Genomic DNA, 12,522 nt, shown 5'->3' with positions numbered 1-12,522 from the left:
ATTCATTCTTATAGTTAGTGTAGCAAATATTGGACAAAGACTAAATCATCTCTCCATAAACAAAAAAACAGCCGCTTAGGGCTGTTTTTTTCTCATCCAGTTTTTATTATTCAATACGTTCGCCATGTTGGCTCAAATCTAGACCCATACGTTCATCATCAGCCGAAACACGAATTCCGATAATAAGATCAATAACTTTAAGAATGATAAATGTTAACACTGCACTATAGGCAATTGTTGCCAACACGCCTTCAACTTGAATCCAAAGTTGATGAACCATATCTGTAGGCGCTTTATCACCCATAATGAATGAGCTTGCAAACACAGCAGTTAGAATTGCACCCACTATACCGCCGACAGCATGTAAGCCAAAAGCATCCAAAGAATCGTCTGCTTTTAAGATACGTTTGAGGCCAGAAATACCCCAGAAACAAACCACACCACCAATTAAGCCCATCACAAGCGCACCGCCAACGGTTACAAAACCTGCCGCCGGAGTAATCACCACCAAACCAGCTACTGCACCAGATGCACCACCTAAAACAGATGCTTTACCACGTACAATTTTTTCAACAATCAGCCATGAGATTGTTGCTGCCGCTGCTGCCACTTGAGTCGTAACTAGAGCATAACCTGCAGCACCATTTGCACCTAACGCAGAACCACCGTTGAATCCGAACCAACCCACCCAGAGTAAGCTTGCACCAATCACCGTTAAGGTTAAGTTATGTGGAGCCATAGACTCTTTTCCAAGTCCTATACGTTTACCTAACATGTAAGCCGCAACTAGACCTGCCACACCCGAGTTGATATGAACAACTGTACCACCAGCAAAGTCAAGAGCACCATCACTGCCTAACCAGCCGCCACCCCATACCCAGTGAGTAATTGGCGCATATACCACAATCACCCACACGGTAATAAAAGCAACAAAAGCACTAAACTTCATACGCTCTGCAACCGAACCACTAATAATGGCCACAGTAATGATTGCAAAAGTCATTTGGAATATAACAAAGAGAATTTCTGGAATCGTACCACTTAGCGCTTCTGTGGTAATCCCAGACAACATAAATTTATCCAGACCACCCACGAAGGCATTGCCACTACCAAAGGCCAGTGTATAGCCAATAATCACCCAGACTAGGCTGACAATAGCTGCCGCAACGAAACTATGCGCCATAGTTCCTAACACGTTTTTCTTACGAACCATACCACCATAGAACAAGGCGAGTCCTGGAATCGTCATAAGGAGCACTAAACCTGTCGAGATAAGGATCCATGCGGTATCACCTGTATCAAGCTTCGGTTCAGCTTTAGGAGCTTCTGCTGCAGGGGCAGGTTCAACTGCAACGACAGTTGTCTCTGCCACAGGAGTATCTGTTGTAGTCACAACAGTCGTTGTTTCAGTTACTGGTGTCGATGCGGCTTCTTCAGCCCATGCGGCCGTTCCACCAAGAAGCGCACTAGATAAACCTAGTGCTAAAAGCATTTTTTTCATTTGTATCCCCCAACCTAAATTTTGTGAGTTATGCCATACTCAGCAAACTTTGTGCCAACACTTAAACAGCGTCTGGTCCAGTTTCGCCTGTACGGATACGGATCACTTGTTCCAGATTAGTTACAAAGATCTTTCCGTCACCAATTTTTCCTGTGCTAGCAACGCGAGTAATCGATTCGATTACCGCATCGACCATTTCATCGCTGATCGCGATTTCAATTTTGACTTTAGGAAGAAAGTCAACGACATACTCTGCACCACGATACAGTTCTGTATGACCCTTTTGACGGCCAAAACCTTTCACTTCAGTGACAGTAATCCCCTGAACACCAATTTCAGAAAGTGCTTCACGCACATCGTCCAATTTAAATGGTTTTACAATAGCAGTTACGAGCTTCATGTTTGTTTTCCTTCGGCTTATTTCACCAGTAAGGTTTTATGTTCAATTTTCATGCCAATATTTCTTAGGTTGAGGGAAAAAGAAATCGTTGGCCTGATAGTTGTCTTTATAACCTATTTGTGACGCAAGATGTAGCATCCACCTTTAATTTAAACATTTTTATACTTTGTTTAGGCAGTTTGGTTATAAAAATGCGTTGATTAATCGGAGAGCACTAGGGGCAATACAAAACCAGTGGTAAACTGCACGCGGATCATATTATTTACACGGATATCTCATGATTGAAACATTATTACAGGCGATCCTAGAACAAGTCGACCAACCTAAAAAAGACCTTGAAAATAACTTAAGAGCGTTGCTCAATGAAGCTGTGGAAAAACTGGATTTAGTTTCCAAGCAAGAAATTGATCGTCAGCGCCTCGCACTTCAACACGCCAACCAACGTCTAAGTCAGTTACAGGAACAGATGAATATTTTAGAGAGCATGATTCAGAACAAAAAATAAGCACCAATTTAGCGCATAAACAATTTAAAACGATTAAAAATAAAGCACCATAATGGAACATCATAAAAATGTCTTTTGCAAAAATTTTGACACGTGGCGTATTAGGATTACACGCCCCATTTATTGAAGTTGAGGTTCATTTAAGTCAGGGACTTCCCTCTCTCACCATTGTTGGACTTGCTGAAGCAGCTGTACGTGAAAGTAAAGATCGGGTGCGTTCTGCCATTATTAATAGTGAGTTTCAGTTTCCAACTAAACGTCTGACGATTAATCTTGCTCCTGCAGATTTGCCAAAAGACGGATCACGTCTGGATTTAGCGATTGCTTTAGGAATTTTGATTGCTTCTGGACAATTACCCGAAGGTTGTACCGATGGTTTTGAATTTATTGGAGAATTAGCATTAGATGGGCATTTACGTTCTGTCACCAGTGCCTTGACAATTGCCATGGCTTGTCAGCAAGCCGACCACCAACTTTTTATTCCCCAAGACAATATTAAACAGGTTGAACAACTTTCTGGGTTTAAGCTTTACGCAGCCAGCCATTTAAAACAAGTCTGTGAACATTTTCTGGGCGTCCAATCGATTGCCCCACATACCACAAAAAATATCGATAATATTCAACCTTATAAATATGATTTAGCCGATGTTAAAGGTCAGTTACGTCCACGACGTGCACTTGAGATAGCAGCTGCAGGTGGTCATTCGTTATTATTTAAAGGCCCACCTGGCACAGGTAAAACTTTATTAGCTTCACGCTTACCCAGCATTTTGCCGCCTTTATCAACACAGGAAAATCTTGAGGTCGCCAGTATTTATTCGATTGCAAACAATCAGCATCAGTTTGGCTTACGACCGTTCAGAGCGCCGCACCATACTGCTTCTGCGATTGCATTGGTGGGCGGCGGCTCACATCCTAAACCAGGAGAAATTACACTGGCACATTTAGGCGTTTTATTTTTAGATGAACTACCTGAGTTTGATCGAAAAGTTCTGGAAGTTTTACGTCAACCCCTAGAGTCTAAGGAAATTGTGATTTCGCGTGCATCCAGACAAATTACCTTTCCGGCAAATTTTCAGCTGATTGCTGCGATGAATCCCTGCCCCTGTGGTTATGCATTTAATCAGGATAGCCGTTGTCAATGTTCGCCTGAAGCCATTAAACGTTATCAAAATCGAATTTCTGGGCCCTTGCTGGATCGCATAGATTTACACATTGATGTCCCACCATTACAGATCAATGAATTACAAGACACAACAGCTGTTGAGGATTCCATGACCGTCCGTAGCCGTGTAATTGCTGCTTATGAGACTCAAATCAATCGCCAGCAAAAAGCCAATTTTTCTCTTTCACCACAAGAATTGGAACAACATGCTGCACTAGATTCTACTACACAGAAAATGATGGAAGTGGCTCAACAACGTATGAATTTATCGGCGCGTTCTTATCATCGTATTTTACGTGTTGCGCGAACGATTGCAGATTTATCGCAAAGCTCCAATATTCAAAGTGTACATTTATCTGAAGCCTTGTCTTATCGACAAACCATTTAAGTTGGATAAAAAAATGCCTCAAAATTGAGGCATTTTTTAAGATAGAAAGCTTAGAAAGATTTAGATAAGGTCAATACTGCACCTAAATCATATGGCTTTTTACCTGCATCGGTCATGCCTGATGTACTTACGTCAGTACCTACACCTGCGAGTTCAGCAGTAACTCCCAAAATATTGTATTGCACCCCAAATTTATAATCGATATAGCTGTCGTCTTTACCTGGACCGCCTGCAACCACACTTAAAGAGTCTTTATTTTTGAGTTTGTTATAACCAACAGAAGCAATTCCGGTAAAACCTGTATCAGCAATTGGTGCGCTATAACCTAGATTAAAATACCAGAAATCGTCGGTGCGGCCCCAATAATCAGGTGAATAAGTAACCATGGTGGTAATGCTGTCACCTTTAAATAATGAATCGGCGAAAATTAATTTTGCATAAAATTCAGTAAAGTTTAAGCCTGTTTTATCATTATAAGGATTGGTAAAGTTAGATTTTGCACCAATATAACCATAATACGTCACACCCACATCATAACCAATGCTGTAATTTGGGGTTGCGTTGAAAGAGCTGGCATAGCCTAGACTTGCATCAGTTTCAGTAGAGTTACCATCAATCCCAAAGTCAACGCTTGAACCGAAAAGCGCAAGATAAGCACCAGATTCGTGGTTAATCGTGAACCCACCTTGAATTGCTGGATTGTTTGAACTTTGAGTTACACCACGGAAACGATAATCTGTAGTGGCCGCAACATTACCAGCAACAGAAAAACCTGCGATCGATGGTTTATCTTCAGCCATTGCAGCAGTTGAACCTACAGCAATAACACTTAAAGCAACGGCTTTACATGCAAATTTTTTCATTCTGATCTCCCCCATAATCGGATCACTCCGACGGATATGTGTTTTAAATTGCATCGGTGTAGATTTAGCAAATGCTATGCCAACTTTTGTACATCCCATCTTTTTTATGAATTCATCATTAAACTTTAGATCATGACTCCATTTTTATAATGGTAAAATTCAATAGATTTCATGTAGATAAAAAGCAAATCCCAAACTACGAGCCAGCACGCATAAATAAGTATAGGAAAAAGGAGCGTAAAATTTCTATTTACGTTGATGTGATCGTCGTCATTTTTGCATAAAGGTTTCTAAGATAACTAATGATAAGTAAATAGGGATGCGGTTCAGAACTTGAAAGCCATATCGCCTTGCAGCGGCATGTAACAAAAAATATGGAATAGCGCTGTTTTGGGTCTTTTTAGAAAACTGTGTAATTATTATGCATAGTTTAAGTGCAGATTTTTTTGTTTAATACCACTAAATAAAACATCAATATCTATAAAAAAATTTAACTAAAAACATGCTATTTCTAAATTGGATATATACATTAGTAAAATAATTTAATGAAAATGATATCTTTTCTATAGATTATCTATACAATTTGCTCATTTTCTGAGTCTTGCTCAGGAACCCATTTAGATTTATGTTTTGAGGTATTCAATGCTAAAAGCACATAAGCTTACTTTAGCAGTTTTGATTAACGCTGCCCTTATTTCTTCAGCGTATGCAAGTGAACAAAGCGAGTCAAAAGGTTTTGTTGAAGGTGCCAGTGCATCGGTTCTATTGCGCAATGGTTTTATTCAACGTGATAAGAAAGATGGTGTGCATGATACCAACTCATGGCTTCAATCAGTTATGTTGAATCTTGAGTCAGGTTTTACACAGGGTCCTGTCGGTTTTGCAGCGGGTGTTGTTGGTGATTTTTCTTTCAAATTAGGCGATAACTATCATGCGGGTAACAGCATGATCGCCCTAAAAAATGATGGTCAAAAAGATGCCAATGGTCGTGTTGATCCATATGATCAATGGACTCGTGGTGGTGGCTATGTCAAAGCTCGCGCATCCAACACAACCTTAACTTATGGTACACAAATTCTTGATTTACCTGTACTTGCGAGTATGACGACACGTAACGTGCCTGAATACTTTGAAGGAACATTAATCACAAGCCATGAAATTAAAAATCTGGAAGTGGTTGCGGGTAAATTTACCAAAAACCAATTGCCTGAGCACATCGCATCTGACCAAAACCATTTGGATCGTGCTTATGTTTGGGGCGCAAAATACCAATTTAATGACCAGTTAAAAGCATCTTATTATGGTGCTGATCTTAAAGACAAACTTGAACGTCATTATGCCAATGTTAATTATAAGCAAACGCTTGCCAATAAAGACTCATTGACGTATGACTTCAGTGGCTACCATACCAAGTTTGAACCGGGTACAACATATTCTGCAACAGGCCCAGCAGATGAAGACAAGAAAAATAATATCTGGGCTGTGTCTGCCACCTATAACACTGGACCACATACAGCCATGTTAGCTTACCAGCAAAATACAGGTAATGTCGGCTATGACTATGGTCAAAATGGCGATGGTGGTCAAAGTATTTACCTACCAAACTCATATTTGTCTGACTTTATTGGTAACCATGAAAAATCGGTACAGCTCCAATACACTTATGACTTTGGTGCATTAGCCATTCCTGGCCTTTCATGGACAACTGCTTATGTTTATGGTTGGGACATCCGTGTAAATAACTTGACTGATGATGCTAAAGAGCGCGAGTTCTTCAATCAGGTTTCTTATAAAGTCCAAACTGGCCCTGCTAAAGATTTAAATATCCGTGTACGTAATTCAATTTATCGTGCCAGCGATGAATACCAAACTAATGCCTACATCGGTGATACCAATGAATGGCGTATCTTTGTTGATTTCCCAATTAAATTTTTCTAATCGGTTAAAATCAAGCAGATATAAAAAACCCTACATCTAAATGTAGGGTTTTTTGTTTTATCACGCAGCATAAAACTTATTTTTTTGCAGCTTCAATTGCTTTTATAACTTCTGCTTTGGCAACATCCGCACCTTCCCAGCCACTGATTTTTACCCATTTTCCTGGTTCTAAATCTTTATAGTGAGCAAAGAAATGTTCAACTTGATTAATCAAAAGCTGTGGAAGATCCGTATATTCTTTTACGTCTTTATAAAGTGGTGACAATTTTTCATGTGGAACAGCGATGAGTTTCGCATCAATTCCCCCATCATCTTCCATGTTCAATTTACCAACAGGACGGCAACGGATAACAGAACCTGCTGCAACTGGATAAGGAGTCACGACTAAGACATCTAGCGGATCACCATCTTCTGACAATGTATTTGGCACATAACCATAGTTCGCTGGGTAAAACATAGCTGTGCCCATAAAACGATCTACAAATAATGCATCTGAATCTTTATCGATTTCGTATTTGATTGGCGCAGCATTTGCTGGAATTTCAATGATAACGTAAATATCATTCGGTGCATCTTTGCCCGCAGGGATATTGTTGTAGCTCATAGCAACACTCTTTTAACGGTTAAACCAGATTTAAATCGCGACGATTATAACGGTTTTCTGGGTGAAACTGCGTCGTTTATACAATTTGGTAAAGGATTTTTTCATGTTCCCGACCAAGTTGAAGCCTAGATCTGTCCAGTACATTATTTATGGTTTTTATAATAATCGAATAATCAAAATCAATAGCGAAATTGGACACAGCATAGACAATAGCCAGATAATTGAGCGCAGGGTTGCCCAATTAATGAAATAACAAATCCCATAAAGAATGCGTAAAACCAAATAGGCCAAACCGAACGTCATAATAATATTTTGCGGTATGACCATATATTCTGCCATGAGTATGGCTGCGATAAACAGTGGTAAACTCTCAAAACTATTTTGCTGTGCAGCATTCGCACGTGCAGCAATACCTGTACTCTGTGCCAAAAATTGACGAGGGTTTTGATTATCTTTTGCCTTAAATCCCCCACTTAATTTGGCAATAATGGTAAACACATAAGGTAGTAAACATGCTGCCAAAATCAGATAAATAATGCCACTGATGCCCTGCATAATCTCGTTCTCAAGATGTATTTATTTAAATTGCCTTATCATAGCATGGTGTTTTGTGGGGAAATTCGCTTAAATAGTGTGTTTTTTATAAATAAGACCATCAAGTGAGGCCCTACATGAGCAATTCTGATCAGGATCAACTGTTCAGCGAACTGGACAAACAGCGCCAAAACCAATTGAAAGTTGATCGCATCCTCAAGATTGTTCTTCCTCTCACGGCATTTTTGATCAGTGTTATTTGTGCCAACCTCAACTGGCAGTCAACCTTAGGAACATTTGTGATTTTAACGATTGCCTTTATTGCAGTCGGTATTAAACGTCAAACTTTATGGTATTGGTTAATAATTTTAGTCGTGTATTGCACAATAGATAATTATCTAAGTTTTGGACAATTTAATTTAAGCGCACTTCGTTTACAACTCGGTGCAATGTTGCTATTTACCGTAATGATTGGAATCGGTCGGCCGTATATTGACCGTTGGTTTATCAAGTCTGCACCATAATTTTAAAAATAAAAAAATGCCTGAAAGCTCAGGCATTTTTTTCAACGATTAATTTATGCCGTTTTACGCAAATCTTTCCGTAAGATTTTACCTACATTAGATTTTGGTAATTCATCCATAAACTCCACATAGCGTGGGCGTTTATAACCTGTTAAATTTTCTTTGGCAAAGCTTAGAACCTCTTCAGTTGTGAGTGAAGGATCTTTCTTCACAACAAATAGTTTTGGCACTTCACCTGATTTTTCATCCGGTACACCAATGGCCGCAACTTCCAGAACTTTTGGATGTTTTGCGACAACTTCTTCAATTTCACTTGGATAAACGTTAAAACCAGAGACCAAAATCATGTCTTTTTTACGATCTACAATTTTGACATAACCACGGTTATCCATCACGCCAATATCACCTGTACGGAAGTAACCATCCGCCGTCATGACTTTGGCAGTTTCATCGGGACGATTCCAGTAACCTTTCATTACTTGTGGACCGCGAATCGAAATTTCACCTTGTTCGCCCAAAGCGACTTCATTGCCATCGTCATCTAAAATTGCAACATCAGTCAACGGTAATGGAATACCAATCGTGCCACTAAATTCTTGTGATGCAGGTGGATTTGCTGTCGCGACTGGAGAAGTCTCAGACAAGCCATAACCTTCGATAATATTAGTGCCTGTGATCTTTTTCCACGCTTCAGCAGTTGACGGAAGTACGGCCATACCCCCACCCATTGCCATCTTCAGCTTACTGTGATCAAGCTGTTTAAACTCTTCATTATGTACTAGCGCATTGAATAAAGTATTTACAGCCGGGAAGAACGATGGCTGATATTTACGTAGTTCTTTAATCACGCCCGGTAAATCACGTGGGTTAGGAATAAGAACGTTAGCTTGTCCTTTATACATACCATACATGGCACACACCATGAATGCGAAGATATGATAAAGCGGTAGCGCACAGAAAATGCGATCATTCTTATCGCCATCTTTGGCGCCAAATTTACTCTGGAAAATGCCGTCGCACTGCAATAAATTCGCAACCAAATTACGATGCGTAAGTTCAGCGCCTTTAGAGACACCTGTTGTACCACCCGTATATTGCAACACAGCGGTATCACTTAAGCTTAAAGATGGACGTTTATAACTGTTTGGACTGATTTTATTTAATGCCGTATTAAACTTAATATGACCAGGAATATTCCAGTCAGGAATTTGTTTACGAACTTTGCGCAATACAAAATTGACCAAAGTTCCTTTTAAAGTCCCTAACATATCGCCCACTGAAGCAACAACCACGTGCTTAACAGGCGTTTTACCAATAATGCTTTGATAAACACTCGCGAAATTTTCAATAATTACCAGTACTTCTGTACCAGAGTCATTCAACTGATGTTCAAGCTCACGTGCTGTATAAAGTGGATTGACATTGACCAGTACCAGACCAGCGCGGAATACACCCAAAGCAACCACTGGGTATTGCAATACGTTTGGCATCATGACCGCTACACGCGAGCCCTTGGCCAAACCCAAGCTTTGTAAATAGGCAGCAAATTTACGGCTTGCTTCTTCCAGCTCACTGAAAGTCATGACTTTATCCATAAAAATAAAGGCATCGCGTGAACCAAACTTCTGAAAATTACGCTCAAATACATCATTTAATGACGTATTTTCTGCAGGTAATTCTACTGTTTCTGGAATCCCTGTTCTGTGGTATTCAGCAAACCATAATTTTTCCATAAAGCCATTATCTCCAATCAGTAATCCTTAAATTAAACTGCTTATCAATGTGAGAGTCTTGTTTGACTTGTTTGCCCTACACACTGCATTCATTTCCGCGAATATAGACTATATATAGCCTATATAATGCAGCAGATGCCAGAATTATCTCTGAATCAACAGTCTATTTGCTTTTTGATATCCTCGTGGTAAGAGTTGCCCTTTTGTCGCTCGTTTGCCCACGTATTTGAGGAGATCATCACCTTTTAATTTTAATTGTTGCTGTCCCGCAACCACCTGAATTATTTCATTTAAATTCAGAGCTGTCATGGATAAAATTTGTTCTTTGGTATCAAGTTGTATCAACTTGTTACCCTTGCCTTTATTAAGTATTGGTAATTCTGACATTTCGATAATCAATAAACGACCTGCGGAACTGAGTATCGCAACATGGGTAGCGTCTTGTACTGGCAATAGCGGTAATGCCTCAGCTTTTTCAGGTACGCTCAAGAATGCTTTTCCTGCTTTGGCATTGGTATCGAGTTGTTTTGCCTGACTTCTAAAGCCATAACCTGTGTTACTGGCAGCGATTAGCTCCTGTTCATCATCCGCAATATACACCTGAATAAACGAGACCCCATTGGCTGGAGATAATTTAGAGCTTAAAGGTTCGCCAGAACCTCTGGCAGACGGTAAATTACTAATCGGTAGCGCATAACTTCTTCCCGTTTCATCGAGTATATAAGCACGTTGGTTAGATTTCCCTATTGCATGACTTAAGTATTGATCACCCGCACGATAGTTTAAATTCTCTGTATCAACTTCTGCACCTTTGGCACAGCGAATCCAGCCAGCTTCAGATAAAACCACTGTCACTGTTTCGGCAGGCATGAGATCCTGTTCGCGGATCTGTACTGCGTCTTCACGTTCTACAATCGGAGAACGGCGATCATCTCCAAATTTTTTCGCGTCTTCTTTAAGTTCATTAATAATCAGATTTTTTAGGGATTCTGGATTACCCAATTGTTCACGAATAACTTCGGCTTTTGCTTCAAGCTCTTCTTGTTCACGCCGAATTTCCATTTCTTCAAGTTTAGCCAAATGCCGTAACTTCAACTCTAAAATCGCTTCGGCCTGTATTTCATCAATCCCAAAGTGTGCCATTAACTCTTGTTTAGGTTGATCTTCTTCGCGAATGATACGAATCACCGTATCAATATCCAGATAGGCAATGAGTAAACCAGCCAAAATATGTAAGCGTTTTTCGATTTTATTTAAATGATATTGCAAACGACGCGTAACTGTTTGCTTTCGGATTTCAATCCACTCCAGCAAAATGCGACGAATCGATTTAACTTGAGGCCGACCATCCGCGCCAATCATATTCAGGTTTACACGATAGCTAGATTCAAGATCCGTTGTCGCAAACAGGTGGCTCATCACCGTTTCTGCATCTACACGATTGGAACGCAATACAATGACCAGACGTGTGGGATTGGTATGATCAGACTCATCACGAATATCACTGACCAAGGGCAGTTTTTTGGCCTGCATCTGGTCTGCGATCTGCGTAATTACTTTGGAACCAGATACTTGATAAGGTAAGTCAGTAATGACAATTTCACCTTTTTCAATATGATAAATTGCACGTACTCTATAGCTACCACGTCCTGTAGTTTGAATTTTGAGGAGTTCCTCACGCGGGGTAATAATTTCAGCTTTGGTTGGTAAATCTGGCGCGGGAATATACTCAGCCAGTTTTTGATCCGAGGTTTCAGGATTACGAATCAGCGCAATAGTGCCTTTGATAACTTCACGTAAATTATGTGGAGGAATGTCCGTAGCCATTCCAACTGCAATGCCTGTGGTGCCATTTAATAAAATATTAGGTACTCGTGCAGGTAAATTGACAGGTTCTTTCATTGAACCATCAAAGTTATCCTGCCAATCACACGTCCCCTGCCCTAATTCATTGAGTAATAATTCACTAAATGCAGAGAGCTTAGCTTCGGTATAACGCATAGCTGCAAAAGATTTCGGATCATCAGGAGAACCCCAGTTGCCTTGCCCCTCAATCAAGGGATAGCGATAACTGAAGGGTTGTGCCATCAGCACCATCGCTTCATAACACGCCGAATCACCATGTGGATGATATTTACCGAGTACATCACCCACTGTACGTGCTGATTTTTTTGGTTTACCACTGTGTTTTAGACCCAGCTCACTCATGGCATACACAATGCGTCGCTGCACGGGCTTTAAACCATCACTAATATGTGGCAAAGCACGATCCATAATCACGTACATAGCGTAATTCAGATAGGCTTGTTCAGTAAATTCAGCAACGGAACGGTTTTCTGTCGCATGGTGCGCAAGGCTGGACATATT

11 protein-coding genes are annotated in these 12,522 nt (G+C 40.2%); 4 read left to right on the top strand and 7 right to left on the bottom strand.

What is annotated here, in order from left to right; all coding sequences use genetic code 11:
- Positions 1-106: 106 nt before the first annotated feature.
- Entirely contained in the window at positions 107-1,501 is a 1,395-nt protein-coding gene (locus IAE19_RS13490) for an ammonium transporter (RefSeq protein WP_200461438.1), read from the bottom strand.
- A 61-nt stretch (positions 1,502-1,562) separates the two neighbouring features.
- The gene (glnK, locus tag IAE19_RS13485; RefSeq protein ID WP_004656379.1) at positions 1,563-1,901 is read right to left on the bottom strand and encodes a P-II family nitrogen regulator; all 339 of its coding nucleotides are present in this window, start codon (positions 1,899-1,901) and stop codon (positions 1,563-1,565) included.
- Positions 1,902-2,178: 277 nt separating this feature from the next.
- On the opposite strand from glnK, the gene IAE19_RS13480 reads away from it, so the two are divergent.
- Both IAE19_RS13480 and IAE19_RS13475 read left to right on the top strand, forming a co-directional pair.
- Positions 2,179-2,406, top strand: coding sequence for an accessory factor UbiK family protein (locus IAE19_RS13480; RefSeq protein WP_200461437.1), 228 nt, complete (start codon positions 2,179-2,181; stop codon positions 2,404-2,406).
- A 68-nt stretch (positions 2,407-2,474) separates the two neighbouring features.
- A complete protein-coding gene (locus IAE19_RS13475) occupies positions 2,475-3,959 on the top strand; it encodes a YifB family Mg chelatase-like AAA ATPase (protein ID WP_200461436.1) in 1,485 nt (494 codons plus the stop codon).
- A 50-nt stretch (positions 3,960-4,009) separates the two neighbouring features.
- On the opposite strand, the gene IAE19_RS13470 is transcribed toward IAE19_RS13475, so the two are convergent.
- Complete coding sequence (locus IAE19_RS13470) at positions 4,010-4,822, bottom strand: TorF family putative porin (protein WP_200461435.1); 813 nt, start codon at positions 4,820-4,822, stop codon at positions 4,010-4,012.
- A 642-nt stretch (positions 4,823-5,464) separates the two neighbouring features.
- Between IAE19_RS13470 and IAE19_RS13465 the strand changes: the two genes are divergently transcribed.
- Positions 5,465-6,760 (top strand): OprD family outer membrane porin, encoded by a 1,296-nt coding sequence (locus IAE19_RS13465; protein ID WP_200461434.1) that lies wholly within the window; start codon positions 5,465-5,467, stop codon positions 6,758-6,760.
- A gap of 76 nt (positions 6,761-6,836) precedes the next feature.
- On the opposite strand, the gene ppa is transcribed toward IAE19_RS13465, so the two are convergent.
- The gene (gene ppa / locus IAE19_RS13460; protein ID WP_004995387.1) at positions 6,837-7,364 is read right to left on the bottom strand and encodes an inorganic diphosphatase; all 528 of its coding nucleotides are present in this window, start codon (positions 7,362-7,364) and stop codon (positions 6,837-6,839) included.
- A gap of 156 nt (positions 7,365-7,520) precedes the next feature.
- Complete coding sequence (locus IAE19_RS13455; protein ID WP_200461433.1) at positions 7,521-7,919, bottom strand: MAPEG family protein; 399 nt, start codon at positions 7,917-7,919, stop codon at positions 7,521-7,523.
- 116 nt (positions 7,920-8,035) lie between these two features.
- Between IAE19_RS13455 and IAE19_RS13450 the strand changes: the two genes are divergently transcribed.
- Positions 8,036-8,422: a hypothetical protein gene (locus tag IAE19_RS13450; protein ID WP_200461432.1), complete on the top strand. Its 387-nt coding sequence runs from the start codon at positions 8,036-8,038 to the stop codon at positions 8,420-8,422.
- Between the two features lie 53 nt (positions 8,423-8,475).
- On the opposite strand, the gene IAE19_RS13445 is transcribed toward IAE19_RS13450, so the two are convergent.
- Positions 8,476-10,155 carry a long-chain-fatty-acid--CoA ligase gene (locus IAE19_RS13445; protein ID WP_200461431.1) on the bottom strand — a complete coding sequence of 560 codons (1,680 nt, stop codon included), beginning with the start codon at positions 10,153-10,155 and terminating at the stop codon, positions 8,476-8,478.
- Between the two features lie 144 nt (positions 10,156-10,299).
- Positions 10,300-12,519 (bottom strand): DNA topoisomerase IV subunit A, encoded by a 2,220-nt coding sequence (gene parC, locus IAE19_RS13440; RefSeq protein WP_200461430.1) that lies wholly within the window; start codon positions 12,517-12,519, stop codon positions 10,300-10,302.
- Between the last annotated feature and the right edge of the window lie 3 nt (positions 12,520-12,522).

The organism is Acinetobacter sp. S40 (genome assembly GCF_016624705.1).
Lineage (GTDB): Bacteria > Pseudomonadota > Gammaproteobacteria > Pseudomonadales > Moraxellaceae > Acinetobacter.
The sequence above is the reverse complement of the archived record's forward strand: the minus strand, read 5'-3'. Positions and strand labels throughout refer to the sequence as shown.

Coding starts and splice junctions, on each gene's coding strand:
- IAE19_RS13455 (WP_200461433.1), bottom strand. CDS start 7,919: ATGCAGGGCATCAGTGGCATTATTTATCTGATTTTGGCAGCATGTTTA.
- IAE19_RS13445 (WP_200461431.1), bottom strand. CDS start 10,155: ATGGAAAAATTATGGTTTGCTGAATACCACAGAACAGGGATTCCAGAA.
- IAE19_RS13470 (WP_200461435.1), bottom strand. CDS start 4,822: ATGAAAAAATTTGCATGTAAAGCCGTTGCTTTAAGTGTTATTGCTGTA.
- IAE19_RS13465 (WP_200461434.1), top strand. CDS start 5,465: ATGCTAAAAGCACATAAGCTTACTTTAGCAGTTTTGATTAACGCTGCC.
- ppa (WP_004995387.1), bottom strand. CDS start 7,364: ATGAGCTACAACAATATCCCTGCGGGCAAAGATGCACCGAATGATATT.
- glnK (WP_004656379.1), bottom strand. CDS start 1,901: ATGAAGCTCGTAACTGCTATTGTAAAACCATTTAAATTGGACGATGTG.
- parC (WP_200461430.1), bottom strand. CDS start 12,519: ATGTCCAGCCTTGCGCACCATGCGACAGAAAACCGTTCCGTTGCTGAA.
- IAE19_RS13475 (WP_200461436.1), top strand. CDS start 2,475: ATGTCTTTTGCAAAAATTTTGACACGTGGCGTATTAGGATTACACGCC.
- IAE19_RS13480 (WP_200461437.1), top strand. CDS start 2,179: ATGATTGAAACATTATTACAGGCGATCCTAGAACAAGTCGACCAACCT.
- IAE19_RS13490 (WP_200461438.1), bottom strand. CDS start 1,501: ATGAAAAAAATGCTTTTAGCACTAGGTTTATCTAGTGCGCTTCTTGGT.
- IAE19_RS13450 (WP_200461432.1), top strand. CDS start 8,036: ATGAGCAATTCTGATCAGGATCAACTGTTCAGCGAACTGGACAAACAG.